Annotated in this window: 20 protein-coding genes; 10 read left to right on the top strand and 10 right to left on the bottom strand. The window is 72.5% G+C overall.

What is annotated here, in order from left to right:
* Positions 1-55: 55 nt before the first annotated feature.
* On the top strand, positions 56-1,612 hold the full coding sequence (locus RWK90_RS10985) for an MFS transporter (RefSeq protein WP_314037656.1): 1,557 nt from the start codon (positions 56-58) through the stop codon (positions 1,610-1,612).
* Here RWK90_RS10985 and RWK90_RS10980 read toward each other — a convergent pair.
* Positions 1,603-2,826, bottom strand: coding sequence for an oxygenase MpaB family protein (locus tag RWK90_RS10980; RefSeq protein WP_314037655.1), 1,224 nt, complete (start codon positions 2,824-2,826; stop codon positions 1,603-1,605). The genes RWK90_RS10985 and RWK90_RS10980 overlap by 10 nt on opposite strands.
* A gap of 197 nt (positions 2,827-3,023) precedes the next feature.
* Here RWK90_RS10980 and RWK90_RS10975 point away from each other — a divergent pair, with 197 nt between their 5' ends.
* Positions 3,024-3,677: a TetR/AcrR family transcriptional regulator gene (locus RWK90_RS10975; RefSeq protein WP_314037654.1), complete on the top strand. Its 654-nt coding sequence runs from the start codon at positions 3,024-3,026 to the stop codon at positions 3,675-3,677.
* A 21-nt stretch (positions 3,678-3,698) separates the two neighbouring features.
* Here the strand turns inward: RWK90_RS10975 and fdhD are convergent, their stop codons facing one another.
* The 5 genes from fdhD to RWK90_RS10950 form a co-directional block, all read right to left on the bottom strand.
* Positions 3,699-4,520, bottom strand: a complete 822-nt coding sequence (fdhD, locus tag RWK90_RS10970) for a formate dehydrogenase accessory sulfurtransferase FdhD (protein ID WP_314037653.1) — start codon at positions 4,518-4,520, stop codon at positions 3,699-3,701.
* Complete coding sequence (locus RWK90_RS10965) at positions 4,468-5,811, bottom strand: glycosyltransferase 87 family protein (protein ID WP_314037652.1); 1,344 nt, start codon at positions 5,809-5,811, stop codon at positions 4,468-4,470. The genes fdhD and RWK90_RS10965 overlap by 53 nt, the downstream gene beginning before the upstream one ends.
* Positions 5,812-5,907: 96 nt before the next feature.
* Positions 5,908-6,516 carry a serine O-acetyltransferase EpsC gene (gene epsC, locus RWK90_RS10960; protein ID WP_314037651.1) on the bottom strand — a complete coding sequence of 203 codons (609 nt, stop codon included), beginning with the start codon at positions 6,514-6,516 and terminating at the stop codon, positions 5,908-5,910.
* On the bottom strand, positions 6,516-7,451 hold the full coding sequence (cysK, locus tag RWK90_RS10955) for a cysteine synthase A (protein ID WP_314037650.1): 936 nt from the start codon (positions 7,449-7,451) through the stop codon (positions 6,516-6,518). The genes epsC and cysK overlap by 1 nt, the downstream gene beginning before the upstream one ends.
* A 120-nt stretch (positions 7,452-7,571) precedes the next feature.
* The gene (locus tag RWK90_RS10950; protein WP_314037730.1) at positions 7,572-9,362 is read right to left on the bottom strand and encodes a long-chain fatty acid--CoA ligase; all 1,791 of its coding nucleotides are present in this window, start codon (positions 9,360-9,362) and stop codon (positions 7,572-7,574) included.
* A gap of 137 nt (positions 9,363-9,499) precedes the next feature.
* Between RWK90_RS10950 and RWK90_RS10945 the strand changes: the two genes are divergently transcribed.
* The 4 genes from RWK90_RS10945 to RWK90_RS10930 all read left to right on the top strand — a co-directional run bounded on the left by RWK90_RS10945 (position 9,500) and on the right by RWK90_RS10930 (position 13,560).
* Positions 9,500-10,663, top strand: a complete 1,164-nt coding sequence (locus RWK90_RS10945) for a GAF domain-containing protein (RefSeq protein WP_314037649.1) — start codon at positions 9,500-9,502, stop codon at positions 10,661-10,663.
* A gap of 148 nt (positions 10,664-10,811) precedes the next feature.
* Entirely contained in the window at positions 10,812-12,335 is a 1,524-nt protein-coding gene (locus RWK90_RS10940) for an aldehyde dehydrogenase family protein (protein ID WP_314037648.1), read from the top strand.
* A gap of 14 nt (positions 12,336-12,349) precedes the next feature.
* Positions 12,350-12,874, top strand: coding sequence for a DUF779 domain-containing protein (locus RWK90_RS10935; RefSeq protein WP_314037729.1), 525 nt, complete (start codon positions 12,350-12,352; stop codon positions 12,872-12,874).
* 53 nt (positions 12,875-12,927) lie between these two features.
* Positions 12,928-13,560 (top strand): hypothetical protein, encoded by a 633-nt coding sequence (locus RWK90_RS10930; RefSeq protein WP_314037647.1) that lies wholly within the window; start codon positions 12,928-12,930, stop codon positions 13,558-13,560.
* 10 nt (positions 13,561-13,570) lie between these two features.
* On the opposite strand, the gene RWK90_RS10925 is transcribed toward RWK90_RS10930, so the two are convergent.
* On the bottom strand, positions 13,571-15,148 hold the full coding sequence (locus tag RWK90_RS10925; protein WP_314037646.1) for an FMN-binding glutamate synthase family protein: 1,578 nt from the start codon (positions 15,146-15,148) through the stop codon (positions 13,571-13,573).
* 146 nt (positions 15,149-15,294) lie between these two features.
* On the opposite strand from RWK90_RS10925, the gene RWK90_RS10920 reads away from it, so the two are divergent.
* Positions 15,295-15,954 carry a maleylpyruvate isomerase family mycothiol-dependent enzyme gene (locus RWK90_RS10920; protein WP_314037645.1) on the top strand — a complete coding sequence of 220 codons (660 nt, stop codon included), beginning with the start codon at positions 15,295-15,297 and terminating at the stop codon, positions 15,952-15,954.
* On the opposite strand, the gene RWK90_RS10915 is transcribed toward RWK90_RS10920, so the two are convergent.
* Positions 15,932-17,053, bottom strand: a complete 1,122-nt coding sequence (locus tag RWK90_RS10915) for a glycerate kinase (protein ID WP_314037644.1) — start codon at positions 17,051-17,053, stop codon at positions 15,932-15,934. The genes RWK90_RS10920 and RWK90_RS10915 overlap by 23 nt on opposite strands.
* 120 nt (positions 17,054-17,173) lie before the next feature.
* Positions 17,174-17,890: a hypothetical protein gene (locus tag RWK90_RS10910; RefSeq protein WP_314037643.1), complete on the bottom strand. Its 717-nt coding sequence runs from the start codon at positions 17,888-17,890 to the stop codon at positions 17,174-17,176.
* A gap of 221 nt (positions 17,891-18,111) precedes the next feature.
* Between RWK90_RS10910 and RWK90_RS10905 the strand changes: the two genes are divergently transcribed.
* Together RWK90_RS10905 and RWK90_RS10900 are read left to right on the top strand one after the other, a co-directional pair.
* Positions 18,112-19,659, top strand: coding sequence for an AAA family ATPase (locus RWK90_RS10905; protein ID WP_314037642.1), 1,548 nt, complete (start codon positions 18,112-18,114; stop codon positions 19,657-19,659).
* Between the two features lie 77 nt (positions 19,660-19,736).
* Positions 19,737-20,318 carry a hypothetical protein gene (locus tag RWK90_RS10900; RefSeq protein ID WP_314037641.1) on the top strand — a complete coding sequence of 194 codons (582 nt, stop codon included), beginning with the start codon at positions 19,737-19,739 and terminating at the stop codon, positions 20,316-20,318.
* Between the two features lie 57 nt (positions 20,319-20,375).
* Here RWK90_RS10900 and RWK90_RS10895 read toward each other — a convergent pair whose 3' ends face one another.
* Positions 20,376-21,734 carry a DUF4921 family protein gene (locus RWK90_RS10895; RefSeq protein WP_314037640.1) on the bottom strand — a complete coding sequence of 453 codons (1,359 nt, stop codon included), beginning with the start codon at positions 21,732-21,734 and terminating at the stop codon, positions 20,376-20,378.
* Between the two features lie 205 nt (positions 21,735-21,939).
* Between RWK90_RS10895 and RWK90_RS10890 the strand changes: the two genes are divergently transcribed.
* Positions 21,940-22,461, top strand: coding sequence for a hypothetical protein (locus RWK90_RS10890; protein WP_314037639.1), 522 nt, complete (start codon positions 21,940-21,942; stop codon positions 22,459-22,461).
* The last annotated feature ends 162 nt before the right edge of the window (positions 22,462-22,623 follow it).

Below are 22,623 nucleotides of genomic sequence, written 5' to 3'. Positions count from 1 at the left end.
GGGCTGAAGCGATACCATCGGTAGCGTTTCTCGTCCCGCCCACCCAGGAGGCCCCGTGCTGGAACTGTCCACCGGACGGCGACGCTGGCTGCTGTTCGTCAACGTCGTCGCGGTCTCGCTGGTCGTGGCCACCATGTCCGCGCTGTACACGTCGCTGCCCGACATCGCCGTGGCGATCGGCGCGACGCAGGCAGAACTCACCTGGATCGTCGACTCCTACACGCTCGCGCTGGCCGCGCTCGTGCTCACCGCAGGCGCCCTCGGTGACCGCTTCGGTCGCCGCGCCACCCTCATCGTGGGGCTGGCCCTGTTCACCGTGTCCTCGGCGCTGCCGCTGTGGCTCGACTCGCCGCTGTGGCTCATCATCCTGCGCGCGGTCGCCGGCGTCGGCGCGGCGTTCGTCATGCCCTCGACGCTGTCCCTGCTCACCGCGAGCTTCCCGCCCGAACGACGCGGCACGGCCGTCGGCACGTGGGCCGGGTTCGCCGGCATCGGCGGGATCGTCGGCCTCATCGGCTCCGGGCTCATGCTGCAGGTGTGGTCGTGGAAATCGATCTTCGCCGTCTACTCGGTCCTGGGCCTGGTGGTGCTGGTGGCGGCGTTCACGATCGGTGAATCCGTGGCCTCCCGGCGCGGTCGGCCGGACGTCGCCGGTGCCGTCTTCTCCGCCCTCGCGGTGGGAGGGGTGGTCTTCGGGCTCATCGAGGGCGCGCACACCAGTTTCGGCGCGGCCCCCGTCGTCGTCGCCCTCGTCACCTCCGCCGTGAGTCTGATCGCCTTCATCCTCGTCGAACTCCGGGCGGGGGACCCGATCCTCGACGTGCGCTACTTCACGCGCCGCGGCTTCTCGGCGGGGTCCGTGTCCGTGGGCATGCAGTTCCTCACGATCTTCGGGTTCTTCCTGCTCATCGTGCAGTACTTGCAGCTGGTCAAGGACTACGACGCGATCGGGGCGTCCCTGTCCCTGGCCCCCATGGTGGTGCCCGTCATGGTGTTCTCGCTGCTCTCACCCCGCCTCACCGCCGCCGTCGGCCTGCGGGCGGTGTCCGTGGTGGGCGTCGGCGCGATCGCCGCCGGGATGATCCTGCTCTCGCGGCTGGACGTGGACTCGAGCTACATCGACATCCTGTGGCCGATGGTCATCGCGAGCGTCGGCCTGGGACTGTCCACCGCGCCCGCGACCTCGGCGATCGTGTCCGACATCCCCGTCGACGAGCAGGGGGTGGCCGCCGCGGTCAACGACGCGATGCGCGAGGTGGGCGCCGCCATCGGCATCGCCATCTCCGGCAGCCTCCTCGCCGGCCGGTACGCCGCCGACATCGGAGCGGTCCTCCCGGGCGTCCCCGAGGCGGCACGGGACGCGGTCGCCGGATCGTTCGCCGGGGCCGTGGAGTTCGGCGCGGTCGCCGGGCCCGCCGCGCAGCCGATCGTCGACGCCGCCGCCGAGATCTTCACCGCCGGCATCTCCGACGCCCTCCTCGCCCTGGGGCTCGTCGCGGCGGGCGCCGCGCTGCTGCTGCTGTTCATCGCGCCCGGGCGGGGCTACGTGCCCCACGCCGAGCGCGACGACCGGCGCGAGGAGAGCGACGCGGTCGCCGTGGCTCAGCCGTAGTTCGGATTGTTGAACGTCGGGATCTCGATGGCGATCGGCATCCGCAGCTCGGCCATGTAGTACAGGACGAACTGACGCAGGAGCTCGTCGATCATCCAGTACGTCTCCCGCGGCACACCCGCGGTGAGCAGGCCCTCGCGGACCGCGACGAACGGTCCCCACGCCGTCTCGAGCAGCGGGCTCCACACCGGTTCACGCGGGATGTGGAGCCAGTCGGCGATCTGGTCGCCGAGGATGAAGCGGGTCAGCGCGCCCAGCACCGGCCGGGTCAGCAGCGTGAGGTCGATGTTGTAGCCCAGGTCGAGCAGCATGTCGGCGAGCTTCAGGCCCTCCGGCGTCGGCGCGAGGATCGGGTCGAGCACCTGTCGGGCCTGCAGGTCCGCCGTGTCCCACGTCGCCGGGATGTACTGGTCCTCGACCCCCAGCATGTACGCCGTCACCTGCCACGAGTGCAGGAACCCCTCCGACTCCGCCGGGTCCAGCGGGACGCCCCACGCCCGCAGGTTGCGCATGACGGTCGTGGGCAGGCTGTGCCACGTGACCATGATGTCGGCCTGGCTGATCGGCCGGGCCTCGTCCGCCGCGCGGTCCCAGTGTGGCGACCGCGGCAGGAGGTGCCGCACGGCCGCGTGGGACATCCGGGTCTTGACCGCCGTCACGGCCATCTCGCCGTCCGGTTGATAGGCGTTCCGCGCGCCCACGTCGTAACCCAGCTTGGCGGTCTTGCTGATGCGCGACTTCATGTCCGAGCCGCCCTTGGAGTAGTACACCGCGCGGGCCTCGCGGGGGATGACCGTGCTCATCATGCCGCTGGCGAACCCGTACAACACGCCCAGATAGGTGCCGCGCTTCTCGTTGAACCGCACCGCGTCGGCGAGCTTGCGGTGGTCCGTCCACTCGGGCAGACGCACGGCGCGCTCGAGGAAATCGCCCAGGCCACCGGGCAGACCGGCGGGCACGGGCTGGGCGTTGGTGGTCCAGCCCCGCAGCATGTCGTTGACCCGTGGGATCTCGCCCCGGTCGATCAGCCTGCCGATCAGCTCGTCGGCCTCCGGGTCGTACACCGCCCGCGGGTCCGCGCCGCTGCCCTCGCCCGGACGCGACCACGCCGGGGACCACGTCCACGGGACCGCCTGGGTGGCCGCCGCCAGGACGCCCGCCGCGCCCAGGGTCCCGCCGGCCCGCAGCAGCGACCGCCTGTTCAACTCGTGCATCGTGGCTCCTCGTCGTCCCGCGGCCGCTCGACACGCCGAGCGCCGGTCGATGGCTGGTGCGATGATCCGATGGTGCAATGAAACAATTTCTGTTTCGTAGTACCATTCCTAGCATCGTGTGGTCTGCATCACAAGGGGCGGGCGCGATGGCGGTAGAACTGACGGTGGACGACCGGTCCGGCGAGGGAGGAGTCACCATGACCCAGGCGCGGTCCGGCCCGCCCGTTCCCGGGGCGGCCACGGTCTCACGGGCCGCGACCGGGGATGCGACCCGCACGCGGATCCTCGACGCGGCCTACGAGCTGTTCAGCACGCGCGGCATCCGGCACTCGTCCATGGACGAGGTCGCCCGCCGCGCGGGCGCCGCCCGGATCACCGTGTACCGCAAGTTCGAGACCAAGGACGCGCTGGTCGATGAGGTGGTGCTGCGCGAGTTCGAGCGCTACTTCGCCCGGTTCTCCGCGGAGGTCGCGGCCCACCGCGGGGTCGCCGACAGGGTGGTGGCGGCGTTCGTGGGGTCCCTGCGCGCCTTCGGCACCAATCCACTGCTCACGCACCTGCTGGAGAACGAGCGCGATTCGGTGATCGGCTCGCTCATCGGCAAGGACGGGCAGATGATCGCCACGGTGCGCCGCTTCGTGGCGGGACGACTGGAGGCCGAACAGCGGGCCGGAGGCCTGGATCCCCGGCTCGAGGTGGACCTGGTCGCCGAGATGTTCGTCCGGATCTGCGCCTCCTACCTCACCATCCCCACCGACCTGGTCGACCTGGGCGACGACGCCGCGCTCGAGCTTCTCGCGCGCCGGTTCCTCGTCCCCATGCTCGAGTACCGCTCGTCCGCCGGCGACTGAGCGGGGGTCGGGCCGCGGGGCTCAGTCGCGGATGCGCTCCGGGTGGGTGTACACCGTCGCGCGGTCGCCGCGGCTGAACCCGATCAGCGTCACCCCGACGTCCTCCGCGAGGTCGACCGCCAGCGACGACGGCGCGCTCACCGCCGCCATCACCGGGATGCCCGCCATCGACGTCTTCTGCACGAGCTCGAACGACGCGCGGCCGGAGACCTGCAGGACGGTGTCACGCAACGGCAGCCGGCCGGCGCGCAGCGCCCAGCCCACGACCTTGTCCACGGCGTTGTGCCGGCCGACGTCCTCGCGCAGGCACAGCAGCTCGCCGGCCGGGGTGAACAGCCCCGCCGCGTGGACGCCACCCGTCCTGCCGAACACCTTCTGCTGCTCGCGCAGTCGCTCGGGCAGCGCGAGCAGGACGCCGGCGTCGATCAGGGGCTCGGCCGGCCCGGCCGGGAAATGCGTCGAGCGCCGCACCTCGTCGATCGAGTCGACTCCGCACACCCCGCAGGCACTGCTCATCGTGGAGGCCCGGGCGGACCGCGGGGTGGGGATGTCCGGCGACAGGGTCACGGTGAGCGTGTTGTAGTCCTGCTCGGCCCGGCCGCTGACGGTGGTGCAGTAGCAGATCTCGGGCAGGTGATCGCGGTGCCAGACCGCGCCCTCGGACACCAGGTGCCCGGCGGCCAGATCCATGTCGTCGCCCGGGGTGCGCATCGTGACGACGAACGGCTGGCCGGCGAGCCGGATCTCGAGCGGCTCCTCCACTGCCAGGGTCGTCACCTCGCCCCGTACGTCACCCCCGGCCAGAACCCGCTGCGCCCGGTGACGAGTCGTCCGTCGTCCCATACCCGCGCAGCCTAGTGCCGTCCCGGCGGGCGCGTCGGAGCAGGAGGGCCGCCAGCGCCACCGTGACCAGCCAGACCAGCGGGTAGACGTTGGTGATGAGCCCGAAGATCACGGGTGGGATGTCCCCGCCCAGCATGAACAACCCGATCGCGACCCAGCGGTCATCGGGGAAGTCCGGGTTGGGGAAACTCTGCACCCAGGCCGCGGTGGCCGACCACAGCAGCGGCGGGAGGAGCCAGAGGTACCAGCGCCGCCCGGCGATCGCGTGATGCACCGCCAGCACGAGCAGCGGCACGAACCAGACCCAGTGGTGGCCCCACGAGAACGGCGAGACCACCGACATCGTCATCCCGGACAGGGTCAGCGCGAGCAGCTGGTGACCGGCCCGGTGGAGGAGGGCCGCCATCGCCAACCCCACCACCGCGGCGAGCACCGCGAGGACGAACCAGGCGGCCGTCGGCGCGGCGTCGACGCCGAGGACCCGGGCGATCACCCCGCGCAGCGACTGGTTGGACACCACGGAGTCCTGGGCGATGCGGCCGGACTCGAGGACCGTGCCCGACCAGTATCGGACCGCGTCGGAGGGGATGACGGCGAAGCCGAGGGCCACGGTCGCGAGGAAGGTGACGCCGGAGACGACCGCGAGACGCCACCGGCCGGTGACGATCCAGTGCGCCCAGAAGAACGCCGGCGTGAGCTTGATCCCGGCGGCGAGGCCGCTGCCGACCCCGGCGAGGTGGCGCCACCGCGCGAAGCGGTGCCCGGGGCCGAGCCGGGACAGCAGGTGGTCGGCGAGGACGAGCGCGAGCAGGATGATGTTGATCTGGCCGAGCCAGACGGTCGTGCGCACCGGCTCGAGCGACAGGCAGATCAGGGCCAGGCACAGGGACACCTGCCGGGTGACGGTGGCGGGCGCGTAGTCGAGCGCGCGGAACGCCATCCGGACGACCAGGTAGAGCAGCCCCAGGGTGAGCGTCGCCCACCCGGCCATCATCAGCGGCTCGGAGAGGAGAGGTAGCGGCTGGAAGAGCAGCGCGGCGAACGGCGGGTAGGTGAAGGGCATCTCCGCGAAGAAGCGGGCGTTGGGCCCCCACAGCAGGCCCTCGTACAGGGGCACGCCCGCGCGGACGGCCTCCGCCCCCCACCGGTAGACGTGCACGTCCAGGAAGCTCTGGGTGATGCCCCACCACGGGGTCCGCTCGTCGGGCGCGCGGAGGACCATGACCACCGACGCGAGGGCGAGCACGGCCAGGGGCCCGCGCAGCCAGAGGGTGGTGGGAAGGGTTCGCACAGGGGCAGAGCCTAGCCCCCGACGGCGTGACGGGGAGTGCGGTCACTCCGCCTCCGCCCCGGGACGTGTGGGCCGACGCGTCCCGGGGCGGTCCGGCTAGATGTAGATGGCCGGGTCGATGTAGAACTGCGCCTCCCGCAGTTCCTCCTTGGTCGACTTGGCGGGACGGGCCTCACCGGGCACCCCCACCACGATCGAGTTGGCGGGGGCGTCCTTGACGACGACGGCGTTGGCGCCGACCGACGAGTCGTCCCCGATCGACACGGGACCCAGGATCTTGGCGCCGGCGCCCACGGTGACGCGGTCGCCGAGCGTGGGATGCCGCTTGACCTGCTTGAGCGAGACCCCGCCGAGGGTGACGCCGTGGTAGATCATGCAGTCGTCGCCGATCTCGGCCGTCTCGCCGATGACGACGCCCATCCCGTGGTCGATGAAGAACCGCCGGCCGATGGTCGCGCCGGGATGGATCTCGATCCCCGTGAGGAAGCGGGAGAACTGGGAGAGGACGCGCCCCGCGGTCCGGCCGACGCCGCCTGACTTCCACAGGCGGTGCGAGAGCCGGTGGAACCAGATGGCGTGCAGTCCGGAGTAGACGACGGCGTTCTCGATGTCGCCGCGGGCTGCCGGGTCGTGGGCGCGCGCCGCGGCGAGGTCCTCACGCAGTGTGCGCCAGAACCCCACCGGGCGATCGGACGTGGACGTCATCAGTCGCGGTAGTCCTCGAACAGCATCGTGGAGACGTAGCGCTCGCCGTAGTCGCACACGATGACGACGATGGTCTTGCCCGCGTTCTCGGGACGCTTGGCGATCTCGAGGGCGGCCCACACGTTGGCGCCCGAGGAGATGCCGGCGAGGATGCCCTCCTCGCTGCCGAGGCGCTTGGCGATCGCCAGCGAGTCCTCGAGGGTGACGTCGATGACCTCGTTGTAGATCTCCCGGTCGAGGATCTCGGGCACGAAGTTGGCGCCCAGGCCCTGGATCTTGTGCGGCCCGGCCTTGCCCTCGGTGAGCAGCGGGGAGTCCTTGGGCTCGACGGCCACGATCTCGATGTCCGACTTCTGCTCGCGCAGGTAGCCGCCGGCGCCCGAGATGGTGCCGCCGGTGCCGATGCCGGCCACGAAGATGTCGACGTCGCCCGCCGTGTCCTCCCAGATCTCCGGTCCGGTGGTGCGGCGGTGGACGTCCGGGTTGGCCGGGTTGGCGAACTGGCGGGCCAGGACGGCGTTCTCACGCGTCGCGGCGATCTCCTCGGCCTTGGCGACCGCGCCCTTCATGCCCTCGGAGCCCGGGGTGAGGATGAGCTCGGCACCGTACGCGCGCATGACGGCGCGGCGCTCGACCGACATGGTGTCGGGCATGACGATGACGGCCTTGAAGCCGCGGGCGGCGGCGACCATGGACAGCGCGATACCGGTGTTGCCCGAGGTGCCCTCGACGATCGTCCCGCCCGGCTTGAGGCCGCCCGACGCCACGGCGTCGTCGATGATGGCCGCGCCGATACGGTCCTTGACGCTCGCGGCCGGGTTGGCCGACTCGAGCTTGGCCAGGACGGTGGCCTGCAGCCCCTCGGTCAGGGAGTTGAGACGGACCAGCGGGGTCTTGCCGATGGTCTCGGAGATGTCGGAGTAGATCTGCGCCATGGTGTGTTCCGTTCTGAAGAATGAACAGGTCTGTCTATCGGCGAGTGTACGTGATGGTGGGCGGGGAAATGAGCGGAGCGCCCGGATCCCGCGGGATCCGGGCGCTGGCGCACCCGACGGTCAGGCGTCGGCGTAGAGGGACTCGATCTCGGCGCCGAACCGGTCGTGCACGACGTTGCGCTTGAGCTTGAGCGTCGGCGTGAGCTCACCGCTCTCGACCGAGAACTCCGCAGCCAGGATCTTGAACTTGCGGATGGACTCGGCGCGGGAGACCGACTTGTTGGCCCGGTCGACCGCGTCCTGCACGGCGCCCACCAGGTCGCCGTCCGTCAGCAGGTCCTCGACCTCCCCGGTCTTGCCGTGCCGGTCCCGCCACGCGGGGAAGGTCTCCGGGTCGATCGTCACCAGTGCGGCGATGTAGTTGCGGTTGTCGCCGACCACGACCGCCTGGCTGATCAGGGGATCGGAGGTGAGCAGGTCCTCGAGCTGCGACGGGGAGACGTTCTTGCCGCCCGCGGTGACGATGAGGTCCTTCTTGCGGCCCGTGATGGACAGGTAGCCGTCGGAGTCGAGCTCGCCGATGTCACCGGTGTGGTACCACTCCCCGGTCCACGACTCCTCGTTGGCCTTGGGGTTCCGCCAATAGCCCTTGAACAGAGTCTTGGCCTTGGCCATGACCTCCCCGTCCTCGGCGATTCGGAGCGTCACGCCCGGGATGGGCTTGCCGACCGTGCCGATCTTTGCCCGGCCGATCGGGTTGACGGTGAGCACGCCCGAGGACTCGGTGAGGCCGTATCCCTCGAGCAGGTCGAACCCGGCGCCGCGGAAGAAGTGCCCGAGTCGCGCGCCCAGGGGGCCGCCGCCGGAGATGATGCGGTCGCACTCCCCGCCGAGGGCGTCGTGCAGCTTCGAGTACACGAGCTTGGAGTACAGCTTCTGCTTGAGCTTGAGCGCGGTCGACGGCTGGCCGCCGCCCTCGAGGGCCTTGGAGTAGTCGATGGCGGTCTGGACGGCGGCCTTGAAGATCTTGGCCTTGGCGCCGCCGGCGTTCTCGGCCTTCGCCGCGGCGGAGTTGTAGACCTTCTCCAGCACGCGGGGCACGGAGACCAGGAACGTCGGGTGGATCTCGGCGAGTCGCTCGATGACCTTGGTGGTGTCGGGCTCGTGGGCCACGGCGACCCGCTTGTAGAAGCAGGCCACCTCGAGGATGCGGGCCAGGACGTGGGCCAGCGGCAGGAAGATGAGCGTGCGGCTGTTGGGCACGAACGCGTCCTGGAGCTGCTCCTCCACGGACACCACGACGCCGCCGAACCCGCCGTGCACGATCTCGCAGCCCTTGGGGTTACCGGTCGTGCCGGAGGTGTAGACGATTGCGCACGGGTCCTCGTGGCCCGCGGCCAGCGACGCCTTCTCCAGCTCCTCGTCGGAGATCGACGCGCCGGCCTCGGTCAACTGGGCGACGAGGTCGTTCTCGATCACCAGGACGTCGCCGGACCAGTCGGTGCCGCCGGTCATCACCTCGCGCAGCTCGAGGTTCTCGACGACCGCGACCGTCGCGCCCGAGTCGGTGAGGATCCAGTCGCACTGGGCGGGCGAGGACGTCTCGTAGATCGGCACGGTGACCGCGCCGGCCGCCCACGCGGCCCAGGCGATGAGCGACCACTCGTAGCGGGTGTGGCTCATGATGGCCAGGCGGTCGCCGGGCGTGACGCCGCGGGCGATGAGGCCCTTGGCCACCCCCTTGACCTCCTCGAGGTACTGGGCGCAGGTGACCTCCTTCCAGTCGCGGCCGACGAGACGCAGCACGGCGACGTCGTCGGGCGCCTCCTGTGCGTTCTTGAACACCAGTCTGGACAGGTTCTCGACGGGGAAGGGCTTGGCGGCTGGCGGGGTGGCGAACTCGGTCGTCATCGCGGTCCTTAGGTCATGTGTGGCCTGCATCACTGCCGAGTGTAGGTGCCGTGGGACGTCCTGTGTCGAGCACCGGTTATTCGAATCCGCTTATGAGGGCCACGTCATGTTTCTGTGAGTCCGGTTACACTGTGGCCATGTCGGCGGGGATGTCAGCCGCGGCCAACACACTCGTCGCGCAGTCATGGGAGCGCAGCAGGCGGCGGGGGATCGACCCGGACCGGGCGGATCCCCCCGTCGATCTGCAGGGCCCCGACCTGTCCGAGCACCTGGCCGCGCACCGGATGGCGGCGGTGCTGCCCGTGGTCGAGAAGATCCTCGTCTCCGGTGTGGTCGACAGCGGACACCTGGTGGCGGTGGCCGACGCGGACGGTCGGCTCCTCTGGTTGTACGGCGACCGCGGTGTGCGCAACCGCGCGGAACGGATGGCGTTCGTGCCCGGGGCGGTGTGGAGCGACGACGCGGTCGGGGCCAACGCGCCGGGCCTCGCGCTGCGGCACGACGTCCCGGTGCGCGTGCGGGGCCCGGAGCACTTCCTCGCCCCCGCCCACTCGTGGAGCTGCTCGGCGGCCCCGGTCCACGACCCGGTGACGGGGCGGGTGGTGGGCGGTATCGACGTGACCGGCCACGACACCGCGGCGTCCGACGAGATGCTCGCCCTGGTCCGGGCCACCGCGCTGCTCGCCGAGGCCGAGCTGCGGTCGACCCCGGCGGGCGTGCTCGTGCCCGGGCCGCGCCGGCTCGAGGTGCTCGGCACCGCCCGGCCGACACTGTCCGGGGCCGGTCCGCTCACCGGACGGCACGCCGAGATCCTCGTCCTGCTCGGCACCCACCCGGCCGGGCTGGCCGGCGGGGCGCTGGCCGAACTCCTCGCGGGTGGCCGCCTCGACGAGGTCAGCGTCCGCGCCGAGCTCTCGAGACTGCGCCGCGTCCTGGGGCCCGACGTCCTCCTCTCCCGGCCCTACCGCCTCGCGCCCGGCGCGGTCGAGACCGACGCCGACCGGGTGGCGGCGCTGCTCGAGGTGGACGTCGGGGCCGCGGTCGCCGCCTACCCCGGCCCACTGCTGCCGACCTCCGACGCCCCGGGCGTGGTCGACCTGCGCGAGGAGTTGCACGCGCGGGTCCGTGCCGCCGCGCTCACCGCGGGATCGGCGCGGGCCCTGCGGGCCTGGACCGCCGGCCCCGGACGCGAGGACCCCGAGGCGTGGCGCGCCCTGGGCGCACTGCCGGGCCTGTCCCCGGTGGCGCGGTCCTCCGCCCGTTCCGTGCACCGGGTGCTCGACGACCGCCTGGGGGCCTGAGGACCTCGTCGTCGTCCCCGATCCCTCCCGGGCGCCCGCGCACGACCCGTCACCTCGCGTGCAACGTCCGTGCAACCCCGGCGTGGATAGTGTCGCGCATCACAGTCGCCGGCCGTGGGGGCCGGCGCGCGCAGACGAGAGGTGTCACATGACCGTCTACTCCCAGCCCGGTTCCGCCGACGCGGTGATGTCCTACGAGAGCCGCTACGGCCACTACATCGGCGGCGAGTGGACGGCCCCGGTCAAGGGCGAGTACTTCGAGAACGTCACCCCCATCACCGGCCAGGTGTTCTGCGAGGTCGGCCGCGGCACCGCCGAGGACATCGAGGCCGCCCTCGACGCCGCCTGGGCCGCCGCCCCCGCCTGGAACGCCACCTCCGCCACCGAGCGCTCGCTGGTCCTGCTGCGGATCGCCGACCGCATGGAGGAGAACCTCGAGAAGCTCGCCGTGGCCGAGAGCTGGGAGAACGGCAAGGCCGTCCGCGAGACCCTCAACGCCGACATCCCCCTGGCGATCGACCACTTCCGCTACTTCGCCGGCGCCATCCGCGCCCAGGAGGGCGGCATCTCGCAGATCAACGAAGACACCGTCGCCTACCACTTCCACGAGCCGCTCGGCGTGGTCGGCCAGATCATCCCGTGGAACTTCCCCATCCTCATGGGCGTGTGGAAGCTCGCCCCCGCGCTGGCGGCCGGCAACTGCGTGGTCCTCAAGCCCGCCGAGCAGACCCCCGCCTCGATCCTCTACCTCATGTCCCTCATCGGCGACCTGCTCCCGCCGGGCGTGGTCAACGTCGTCAACGGCTTCGGCACGGAGGCCGGCAAGCCGCTCGCCTCCAACCCGCGCATCCGCAAGGTCGCGTTCACCGGCGAGACCACCACCGGCCGGCTGATCATGCAGTACGCCTCGGAGAACCTCATCCCCGTCACCCTCGAGCTGGGCGGCAAGAGCCCCAACATCTTCTTCTCCGACGTCATGGACGCCGACGACGACTTCCGCCAGTCCGCGCTCGAGGGCTTCGCGATGTTCGGCCTCAACCAGGGCGAGGTGTGCACGTGCCCGTCCCGCGCGCTCGTGCAGGAGTCGATCTTCGACGAGTTCACCGAGCTCGCGATCGAGCGCACCAACCGCATCAAGACCGGCAACCCCCTCGACACCGACACCATGATCGGCGCGCAGGCCTCCAGCGACCAGATGGAGAAGATCCTGTCCTACATCGACATCGGCAGGCAGGAGGGCGCCGAGGTCCTCACCGGCGGCGCCCGCGCCGAGCACGACGGTGACCTCGCCGGCGGCTACTACGTGCAGCCGACCGTGTTCAAGGGCTCCAACTCCATGCGCCTGTTCCAGGAGGAGATCTTCGGCCCCGTCCTGTCGCTGACCTCGTTCACCGACTTCGACGACGCCATGTCCATCGCCAACGACACCCTCTACGGGCTCGGCGCCGGCGTGTGGTCGCGCAACGGCACCACCGCCTACCGGGCCGGACGCACCATCCAGGCCGGCCGCGTGTGGACCAACACCTATCACCAGTACCCGGCGCACGCGGCGTTCGGCGGCTACAAGCAGTCGGGCATCGGCCGCGAGAACCACCTGATGATGCTCAGCCACTACCAGCAGACCAAGAACCTGCTGGTGAGCTACTCGGGCAAGCCGCAGGGCTTCTTCTGACGGGCATGAGCGCCATGGACGACGTGTGTGGGCTGCCCTCGGGCGGGAGCGTGCGGATCGCCGCGCGCGCCGCGACGCCCGGGGGCGCGCCCGACGACCTGCCGCCGCGCGTGGTGGCGACCGAGCCGGCCGTCGAACTCATCCGCGAGCTCGTCGGCCGGCACGGCCCGGTGATGTTCCACCAGTCCGGCGGGTGCTGCGACGGCTCGGCGCCCATGTGCTACCCCGACGGTGAGTTCCGTGTGGGACAGCGCGACGTGTTGGTGGGGGAGCTGGACCTGGGTGACGACGACGACGAGGCCCGCGCCCCCGGCGGGTCGTCCGGTCTCCGGGTCCGCGTGTGGATCTCGGGCTCGCAGTTCGCCACCTGGAAGCACACGCAGTTGGTCCTGGACGCCATCCCCGGCCGGGGCTCGGGGTTCAGTCTCGAGAACCCGACCGGGAAGCGGTTCCTGTCCCGGGCCCGCACGTTCGACGAGCGCGAGCTCGCCGCCCTCGAGGCGTTCCCGCCCGCCACGGGGGCCGACCTGGACGTGTGAGGGGCTGCGCCGATCCGGCCTGACGGGCGCGGGTGCGGCGGTAGAGTCCGGTCATGGACACGGACCGAGTGGCAGCAGTTGATCCCCTCGACGCCAAGGTCGAGTTCCTCACCCCTGAACTGCGCTCCGACCTGCTCGAACGCTGGAACGAGCCGCAGCGGCGCTACCACAACGAGGGGCACCTGCGGGCGGTGCTGCGGGCGGTGGACGCGCTCGAGGCCGACGGGGAGGCGTTCGACGGCACCGAGGTCCGGCTGGCCGCGTGGCTGCACGGCGCGGTGTTCGACCCCACCGGCTCGGAGAACGCCGAGAAGTCCGCGAGGCTGGCCGAGCGCGTGCTCGACCCGGCCGCACCCGCGGCGGAGGTGGCGCGCCTCGTGCGACTGATGGGCGGGCACCGGGTCGAGAACGGGGACCTCAACGGCTGCGTCCTGTCCGACGCCGACCTCGCGATGCTGGGCGCCGACCCCGAGACGTACGACACCTACGCCGCCGACGTCCGCCACGAGTACGCCCACGTGCCCGGCGAGCGGTTCGTGGCCGGGCGGATCGCCGCGCTGGAGGGCCTGCTGGAGCGCAAGTCGGTGTTCCGGACCCGGGCCGGGCGCGACAGGTGGGAGAAGCAGGCGCACGCGAACCTCAACCGCGAGCTGGGGCTGCTGCGCGCGGGCGTGGCCGCGCCCTGACCGGCGCCGGCTACCCGCGCGGGCGGATCCCGGGTGGGGTCACCGCGTCCGTGTACTCCGCCACGCCGGAGGCCACCATCAGCTCGGTGATGGCGCGGGCGTCGTCCCGCCCGGGCAGGCCCCAGCCGTCGCGGTAGTCGTAGATGTCGGCGAGCGTGTGCGAGTCCCGCGTCCCGCGGGCGAGTTCGACGTCGGTCGGGCCGATGAGCCCGGGGTGCGGGACCCCGACCGCGCCGGCGACCTTGACGAGCTCGCGGCGCAGGGACCGGATGTAGTTCGAGCAACGCACGGCCATCGCGGTGGGGTCCACCCCGCGCACGAGCCACGGGTTCTGGGTGGCGACGCCGGTCGGACACCCGCCGGTGTGACACTTCTGCGCCTGGATGCACCCCACCGACAGCATGGGTTCGCGGGCGACGTTGATCATGTCGACGCCCAACGCCAGCGCGACGACCGCGTTCTCGGGGATGCCGAGCTTGCCGGAGCCGATGAACATCACGTCGTCGGTCAGGCCGGCCTCGGCGAACACCGAGTAGACGCGCGGGAAGCCCAGCCGGAAGGGCAGGGACACGGCGTCGGTGAACACGAGCGGGCCCGCGCCGGTGCCGCCCTCGCCGCCGTCGATGGTGATGAAGTCGACGCCCCGGTCGCGGGGGACCATCGCGGCGGCCAGCTCCTCCCAGAAGCCCATGTCCCCGACCGCGGACTTGATCCCGACGGGCAGCCCGGTGCGGTCGGCGATCGACTCCACCAGGTCGAGCAGCGAGTCGACGTCGTGGAACGCGGTGTGGCGGGACGGGCTCGCGCAGTCCCGGCCCATCGGGACGCCCCGGATGGCGGCGACCTCCTCGGTGATCTTGGCCGCCGGCAGGAGCCCCCCGAGCCCGGGCTTGGCGCCCTGGCTGAGCTTGATCTCGATTGCCCGGATCGGGTGCTGCTCGGTGAGGGCCACCAGTTTGTCGAGGTCGAAGCGGCCCTCGTCGTCGCGGACGCCGAAGTAGGCGGTGCCGATCTGGAAGACCAGGTCGGCGCCGTTCTGGTGGTACGGGCTCAGGCCGCCCTCGCCGGTGTTGTGCAGGGCGCCCGCGAGGGCCGCACCGCGGTTGAGCGCCTCCACGGCCGGGGCGGAGAGCGCCCCGTAGCTCATCGCCGAGATGCTCACCAGGGAGTCGGGGCGGAAGGCGCGGGCGCGTCCGCGGGCGGCGCCGAGGACCTTGGCGGGCGGGAGGGGCAGTTGCTGCCCCGAGTGCGGGTGGGCGGAGAGCGTCACGTCGCTGAAGGTGCGCTGCTTGACGATCGGGTAGCCCTCGAGGAACTCCACGTCGTTGTCGGTGCCGAACCCGAACGTGGTCGCGCGGGACTCGGCGGATTCGTACACCCAGTCGCGTTGGTCGCGGGTGAACGGGCGTTCCTCGTTGTTCCCGGCGACGATGTACTGCCGCAGCTCGGGGCCGATGGCGGTCAGCGCCATCCGGGCGTGCCCGAGGACGGGGAAGGTCCGCAGGATCGGGTAGCGGGTCTGTCGCAGATCGGTGGCGGCGACGGCGGCGAGCGCCGCGAGGGGCGCGCCGAGGAGCCATGTGCGCATGTCGACCTCCATCGGGGGCGGGGACTGACCCCATCATGCCCACGCGGGGCCGCGCGCCGCTCGGATCGTGAGCGCCCGACTCGTCGCGGGGGGCGCGGCGGCGTGGTTCGATGACCTCACCCGAGTCGCCGCCGTCAGGAGAGATCATGGGCCGCTCAACCGAACGAACCGACCGGCTCTGGGCCGACATCCACTCCGAGCGGGCGGCACTGGCCGACGAGCTCGCGGGGCTGGACGAGGCCGGCTGGCGGACGGTCTCGCTGTGCACGCGGTGGAGTGTCGAGGAGGTGGTCGCACACCTCACGGCCGTCGCGCGGACCGGCCGGCTGCGGTGGATACGGAGCTTCGTCGGAGCCGGGTTCGACACCGACCGGCACAACCGGCGGCGGATGCAGGAACAGCTCGGCGCCGATCCGGGCGGGACGTTCGAGAACTTCGTCGACTCCCGGACCCTGCGCGTCGCACCGCTCGGTGACGCGGCGGCGTGGTTGGGCGAGACGATCGTGCACGCCGAGGACATCCGTCGGCCGCTGGGCCGCACCCGTCGCTACCCGATCGACGCGCTGACCGAGGTCGCCCGGTTCTACGCGTCGAAGGACTTCGCGGTGAACAGCGCGACGCTCGTCACGGGCCTGCACCTGCGCGCGACGGACGGGCCGTTCGAGGCCGGCGAGGGCCCCGAGGTCGCGGGGCCGACCCTGGCGTTGGTGATGGCGATGGCCGCCCGGCCCGCCTACCTCGCCGACCTGACGGGCGGGGGGACGGAGGAGCTGGCGCGGCGCGTCAGGGCAGGATCCGGGAGATGACGTCGGCGGCGACGTCCTCCAGGAGGGGGCCGGCGTTGGCGATGGCCCGCTCGAGGTCGGGCTCACGCTCGGTCAGCGCGGCGGCCGCGACGAACCCGGCCTCGGCGACCCGGTCGGCCTCGAGGTCCAGGCGGCCGCAGACGGCGACCACCGGCACGGCGTGCGATCGGCAGAGCGCGGCCACGCCCATGGGGGTCTTGCCGTGCATCGTCTGGTCGTCGAGGCGGCCCTCACCCGTGACGACCAGGTCGGCGGCGGAGAGGACGTCCTCGAGGCCGGTGAGGGTGCCGAGGACCTCGAAGCCGGGGTCGAGGGACGCGCCGAGCAGTTCACGCGCGGCGAACCCCACGCCACCGGCGGCCCCGGAACCCGGGGCGTCGGGGTCCACGTCGAGGCCCTGGGCGCGCAGGACGTCGACGAGCCGGGCCAGGCCGGCCTCGAGGGCGTCGAGCTGCTCGGGGGTGGCCCCCTTCTGGGGGCCGTAGACGCGGGCCGCGCCGAGGGGGCCGAGCAGCGGGTTGTCGACGTCGCAGGCGACGAGGATCCGGGCGGCGCGCACGGCCGGGTCGAGCCCGTCCAGGTCCACGCGGTCCAGGTGGATCAGTGCGCCGCCGCCGTCGGGCAGTTCGTTCCCGTCGGCGTCGAGGAAGCGCGCTCCGAGGGCGGAGAGCATGCCGGTGCCGCCGTCGGTGGACGCGCTGCCGCCGATCCCGAGGTGGATGTTGCCCCGGCCGGAACGCAGGGCGGCCAGGATGACCTCGCCGACGCCGCGGCTCGACGCCTCGAGGGGACGCGGCTCCCCGCCGGGGAGGCGGAGCAGTCCGCAGGCGTCGGCCATCTCGACGAACGCGGTGTCCGGGTCGATGGCGGCGAAGGAGGTCTCGACGGTGTCGCCGGTGGGTCCGGAGACGCTGACGGGCACGGTGCGGGCGCCGCCGGCGACCATCACCTCCAGGCTGCCGCCCCCGCCGTCGGCGACCGGGCGCTCGACCACGTCGGCGTCGGGGTGTGCGCGGCGCGCCCCCTGGGCCGCGTGATGGCACGCCTCGAGTGCGGTGAGTGAGCCCTTGAAGGCCCCGCAGGCCACGACGATCGTCACGCGTGCATCATCCCCCATGAGTGTCCGGGGACACACGACGGCCCGGGATCGCGACGGGGGAGGGTCGCGATCCCGGGCCCGGAAGGCGCATCCGCTGCGCCGGGTGTCAGCCGGGGGTGATCAGCCCAGCGAGCCGGCGGCGATGCCGGCGTCGACGTTCAGGCCGGCGCCGCCGGTGGTGGCGTCGTCGGTCTCGTCGGCGGGCGTGTCACCGGTGGTGTCGTCCTCGGCACCGGAGCTCAGGCCGGCGAGCGAGCCGCTCAGCGAGCCGGTCTCGCCCTCGTCGGCGGCGGGCGCCTCGGTCGTGGTGTCGTCCTCGGTGGCCTCGCCACCGGAGCCGAGCGAGCCGGCGGGGGCCTCACCGGTGGCCGCACCGGTCTCGGTCTCGTCCGTGGGCTCCTCGCTGCTGCCGAGCGAGCCGAGGTCCAGCGAGCCGGCGGGCGCCTCGCCCGTGGCCGCGCCGGTCTGGGTCTCGGCCTCGTCGGAGCCGAGCGAGCCGCCGGCCGGGCCGCCGCCGTCGATGATCTCGCTGCCGGTGTTCGGGGAGACCCCGAGGCTGCCGAGCTCGACCGAGCCCGGGGTGGGGGTCTCGGCGCCGAGGTTGAGGTTGAGGGTGAGGCTGCCGAGGTCGACGCCGAGGTCGGTGTTCAGGGCGCCCTCGAGGCTGCCGTCCTCACCGGCGATCTCGGCGAGGCTGGCCGTGGGGTCGGCGGGGGCGTCGGTGGGCTGCGCGGCGGCGAGGCCCGGGAGCGCGATGGCGGCACCGATACCGAACGCGCTGACGGCGGCGATCTTCGCGGTGGTGCGGTGGGTGGTCTTGCGGTGGGTGTTCGTCATGGAGAACTCTCCGATCTGCATCGACCCCGATGTCTTTCATCGCGGACACCCCGGTCGGAGCGAGGTGCGTCGGCGACACTACAAGCGGTGTACACATCCGCAAGGGGTCCGGACCCTGAGAGATCCGTGAGGTAACACTCCGGTCACCGCTGGTTCTCAGCTCGGGTTCCACCGGGTCCGGGTCCGGTGTGTCGCGCGTCATGCCTGCCTAGGCTGGGTCCATGGACCACCACGCCCCCGTCGGTGCGCCGCCGCCCGGTCCGCCGGTGGTGGTGGAGACGCACAGCGCGCTCATCTTCCTCTGGGGTGACGAGGCTCACAAGATCCGCAAACCGGTCGACCTCGGGTTCCTCGACAACACCTCCGTCGCGGCCAGGGGAGAACAGAGTCGCCGTGAGGTCGCGCTCAACAGCCGGCTCGCCCCGGACGTGTACACCGGCGTGTTGGAGGTGGTGGGGCCCGACGGCGAGGTGATCGAGCACGTCGTGCGGATGCGCCGGCTGCCCGCGCACCGGAGCCTCGCCTCCCTCGTCCGCACGCGGGAGCGCGGCGATCCCGGGGGCGGCGATACGGACATCGTGGCGGGCGTGGGCGAGGTGGCCCGGCAGATCGGCGCGTTGCACGCCGCCGGCGCCCGCTCGGCGGTGGTCGACGCGGCCGGGTCCCCGGCGGCCGTCGCCCGGCTGTGGGCGGAGTCGCTCGAGCATCTGCGCCGTCTCGGGGTGGGGCGGGACGCGCCGGAGATCGTCGACGACATCGAGGCGCTCGCCACGGCGTACCTGCGCGGACGCACCCGGCTGCTGGAGTCGCGGGTGGCGGACGGCCGCATCGTGGACGGGCACGGGGACCTGCTGGCCGCCGACGTCTACCTCACCGACGACGGGCCGCGGGTGATCGACTGCCTCGAGTTCGACGATCGGCTCAGGTACGGCGACGCGATGCTGGACATCGGGTTCCTGGCCATGGACCTCGACTCCCTGGGGGCGCGGGACCTCGCTGTCGTCCTCCTCGAGGCCTATCGCGAGATCTCGGGCGACGACGCCCCGGCGTCGTTGGTGCACCACTACATCGGGTACCGCGCGCTGGTCCGGTCCAAGGTCACGGCGATCCGCGCCGAGCAGGCGGCGGACGGCGACGGTGGGCGCGCCGATGCGCGCCGCGCCCTGGAGCTGGCGGACCTGGCGGTCGACTCGTTGCTGCGGGGGCGGGTGCGCCTGGTGCTGGTGGGCGGGGTGTCGGGGTCGGGGAAGTCGACGCTGGCGGCGCCGCTGGCCGAGGCGCTGGCGGCGCGGTTGTGGCGCTCGGACGTGGTGCGGGCGGAGGTGGGGGCGGCCGGCGTCGGCCCCGTCGGGCCGGACGGGGACCGGCGGGACAGGTATTCGGCGGGGTCGGTGCAGGCGGTGTACGACGAGATGCTCGCGCGGGCGTCGGCAGCGTTGGCGGCGGGGTGCAGCGTGGTGCTGGACGCGACGTGGCTCGAGCCGAGGCGCCGGGCGGAGGCGGAGACGGTGGCCGCCGACGCGCACGCCGAGTTGGTGGAGGTCTCGTGCACGGCGCCGGAGGGGGAGTTGGTCAGGCGGGTCGCCGAGCGGGCGCGCGCGGGTTCGGACCCGTCCGAGGCGACGGTGGAGGTGGTGCGCGCCCAGCTGGCGGGCCGGGCGGCGTGGCCGGACGCGGTCGAGGTCGACACGACCGGGCTCGACGTCCGGGACCGCGACGCCGTCCGGCGGTGGGCCGCGCGCGAGTTCGGTCCGTTGCCGTGGGCGTGAGCGGAAAGTCGTTGCCGGATCACAAATGTGGGGAACCGCACCCCACGCTCGGGATCGGGGGGCGTATGGTCGTGCGCGTGACCCACCCATTCGCACGGGCCGGGCGGGAGCTCAGCCCAGGCCACTGGTTCGGCCCCGCCGCCGTACTGGCGGTGGGCTGTGCGATCGCGTGGATGCTGGTCGGATTCGGGCACGGCGCGCTGCTCGCGCTCGTGGTGGTGGTCGGCTCGGTGATCGTGGCGCTGTGGAACTCCCCGCTGCGGGCGACCGGGCACGAGCCGCTGCAGGCCGTGCGCACCCTGGCCACCGCGCGCAACGCGGTGGTGGTGCTGTGGCGGCCGGGTTGTCCGTACTCCGCGGCCCTGCGCAGGCGCGCGAGCCGTGAGGGCTTGGAGGTCCACTGGGTCAACATCTGGCGGGACGAGGACGCGTTCGAGCTGTGTCGCAGCATCAACGGCGGGACCGAGGAGACACCCACCGCCATGCTCCTCGATCCGTCGCTGACGGTGCCGGTCGTGATCCCCGCGTCGGTGCCCGGAATCCGGGAGGCCACCTCGGCTCCCGTCACATCCCCCTCCTCGATCACCCCGATCGCCTCGTTCCGCGCGGTCCCCGCTCCGGCCACGACGCCGTCGATCGCACGTCCCCGCGCGCTTTAAGATCCCGCCGGTCGCGGCACCGCAGCGGCCGCGATGTCGCCCGGGGTGGCCAGGGGATCACCCTTCACCCGCGTAGCGCAGCGACCCGCGCACGTCACCGCACTCCTCACCCAGCGCCATGGGAGCGATGCGACCGGTCGCCCGCAACTCCCTCAGCCGCGGGGCCACGCGGTCCCGCAGGGCCCACGGGTCGATCGTGTTGACGTGGATCCCGGTGGCGCCCTCGAACCCGGCGGGGGTGGCGATGCGCCACTTGAGCACGATCCGCCACGGCATGGCGGCGCCCTCACGGCCGGGCCCCGGTGGGAGGGTGTGCCACTCCTCGTTGCACGGGACCAGCGGCCCGGTGGCGGCGTGGCAGGCGTGGAGCAGGTCGGAGACCCCGCGCAGTTCGTCGGCCGAGTGGTCCCAGGGGGCGCAGGCCGCCGACCGGGAGTAGACGACCATCGCGGGGTGGCGGTGCCCGACCCCGACCACGGCGACCGCGTGCCGGTTGGCGGCCAGGACGAGCCCCTCCTCCGCGGCGTGGTCCACGCCGAGTCGGGTGTAGAGGTGCGGGTCGAGCGCCAGGGCGGACAGCTCGCGCGCGGTCTTGGCGGGGACCTCGTCGATCGCCACGAGCTGCTTGTGCAGGTGCGCGAAGGACGCTCCTGCCGGGGCGAGCCAGTTCTGGAAGACCGATACGTACGCCGCGTGTGGGTTGTCGAGGTACAGGTTCCGCATGGCGCGCACGGTGAAGGCGGTGAACTGCTCGTGCTCGTCGGGCGTGAGGTCGCCGGCGGCGGCGTGACGGTCGCTGGTCGTGGCGCCGTCGACGAGGTGCCGGCGCGCGACGACCACGTCGTGGCAGCCGCCGAAGAAGCTCCGCGAACGCTCGGCCAGGGCGGTGGCGTCCGGAGCCTCGCCGGTCTTGGTGGTCGCGCTGGCGCCCCGGGCGGCGGCGCGGGTGTCCAGGAGGGCGCGGACGTGCGCCACCCCGGCCGGCGTGGACAGGTAGGACCGCTGGTGGGCGGCGGCCCGGGCGGGCATCCGGTAACCGTGCACGGACCTCCAGTAGTCGAGCGAGACGATCTCGAAGAGGTTGCCGAACAGCCGGAACTCGGGCGTCGTGGCGTCGAGCTCGTCGGCCGGGACCCGGTCGAGAACGGTCCACGCGTCGCCGTCGCGGACCAGCCGTGCCTTCTCCGGGGTGGTCTCGAGCAGGCGGGTCACGCAGAACGCGCAGTGCGCTTCCGGCTGGGTGGGGTCCACCGCGACGACCCTGCCGGGCGCGTGCTCGATCGGCCGGTGGGCGCGCCCGGGCACGGTCCACACCTGCGTGCCGGTGAACGGGTTGACCTGTTTGACGGTCCCGTCGGCCATGCGGCGCAGCGGCGGGTCCGGGTCGCCGCCGGAGGGCCGGGGTGGTGTGGTCACGCGGGTGAGCCTAGGGGGTCGGTACGACATCGGAGGTGACGACGACGAGGTGTGCCCACGCGCCGCCGGCGGCGGAGGCCGACAGTCGCCGGGGGTTGCGGAACCGGTTCTCGAATGGCCCTGGAACTGTGATCTGGATAACAGTAGGGTGAGAAGCGGGGCGGACCGCGCCTCCCCGGTGGTGCCCGCATCCACCCCGGGGGCTGTGAGCAGAATCGAGACGGCCATGACGATCCGCAGTTCTCTTCCCCGGCGACTCGCCGCGGCCGGCGGCATCGCGGTCCTGGGTGTCGCCTCGGTGTGGGCGCCCGCGGTGGCGCAGACCGGGTCCCTGGGCGTCGGAGCCGAGATGGCGTCCGGATGGGGGCTCCTCGTGGGGCCCGGGGTCGGCGCGCTGGACGAGGCCCTGCCGGACGTGGCCGGAGACCTGGAGGACGCGGGCTCGGTCATCGACCCCGCCGACGCCCCGGCGGCGGAGGGGCGCGCGGCCCCGGACCCGGGTGACCCGGCCCCGGGCGGGTCCGGGTCGGGCGAAGAGTCCTCTGCATCCGGAGCATCCGTGCCACCGGGGCTCCCCGGCCCGCGCGGGGACGGCCCGGACCCCGCCGACGGCGCCCCGGCGGCGGCGACGCTCAACGGGGTCATCGCGCTGACCGGGTCCGGAGGCGCGGGTGGGGACCCGCTGCGGCGGGGGATCCCGCTGCCCCCACTGCCGTCGAGTCGGTGAGGAGGCTGAGAGGCGCGGGGGGTGCGAGGGGTCCGCAGGCGCGGGACCGGCGTCGTCCCGCCTGGGAGAATGCTCGGGGCGCTGAGAGAAATCTCACAAGGTGGAATCCGCTTCCCACGTCACCGGCTGCGGTTTGACTTTTCCGAGTTGTGTGACCTGCCC

Source organism: Dietzia sp. CH92 (assembly GCF_032248695.1).
Lineage (GTDB): Bacteria > Actinomycetota > Actinomycetes > Mycobacteriales > Mycobacteriaceae > Dietzia.
The sequence above is the reverse complement of the archived record's forward strand: the minus strand, read 5'-3'. Positions and strand labels throughout refer to the sequence as shown.

Bases quoted from the DNA above. Each gene is read 5' to 3' on its own strand.
- RWK90_RS10980 (WP_314037655.1), bottom strand. From the start codon at position 2,826: ATGCACGAGTTGAACAGGCGGTCGCTGCTGCGGGCCGGCGGGACCCTG.
- RWK90_RS10975 (WP_314037654.1), top strand. From the start codon at position 3,024: ATGACCCAGGCGCGGTCCGGCCCGCCCGTTCCCGGGGCGGCCACGGTC.
- fdhD (WP_314037653.1), bottom strand. From the start codon at position 4,520: ATGGGACGACGGACGACTCGTCACCGGGCGCAGCGGGTTCTGGCCGGG.
- epsC (WP_314037651.1), bottom strand. From the start codon at position 6,516: ATGACGTCCACGTCCGATCGCCCGGTGGGGTTCTGGCGCACACTGCGT.
- cysK (WP_314037650.1), bottom strand. From the start codon at position 7,451: ATGGCGCAGATCTACTCCGACATCTCCGAGACCATCGGCAAGACCCCG.
- RWK90_RS10950 (WP_314037730.1), bottom strand. From the start codon at position 9,362: ATGACGACCGAGTTCGCCACCCCGCCAGCCGCCAAGCCCTTCCCCGTC.
- RWK90_RS10945 (WP_314037649.1), top strand. From the start codon at position 9,500: ATGTCGGCGGGGATGTCAGCCGCGGCCAACACACTCGTCGCGCAGTCA.
- RWK90_RS10940 (WP_314037648.1), top strand. From the start codon at position 10,812: ATGACCGTCTACTCCCAGCCCGGTTCCGCCGACGCGGTGATGTCCTAC.
- RWK90_RS10935 (WP_314037729.1), top strand. From the start codon at position 12,350: ATGGACGACGTGTGTGGGCTGCCCTCGGGCGGGAGCGTGCGGATCGCC.
- RWK90_RS10930 (WP_314037647.1), top strand. From the start codon at position 12,928: ATGGACACGGACCGAGTGGCAGCAGTTGATCCCCTCGACGCCAAGGTC.
- RWK90_RS10925 (WP_314037646.1), bottom strand. From the start codon at position 15,148: ATGCGCACATGGCTCCTCGGCGCGCCCCTCGCGGCGCTCGCCGCCGTC.
- RWK90_RS10920 (WP_314037645.1), top strand. From the start codon at position 15,295: ATGGGCCGCTCAACCGAACGAACCGACCGGCTCTGGGCCGACATCCAC.
- RWK90_RS10910 (WP_314037643.1), bottom strand. From the start codon at position 17,890: ATGACGAACACCCACCGCAAGACCACCCACCGCACCACCGCGAAGATC.
- RWK90_RS10905 (WP_314037642.1), top strand. From the start codon at position 18,112: ATGGACCACCACGCCCCCGTCGGTGCGCCGCCGCCCGGTCCGCCGGTG.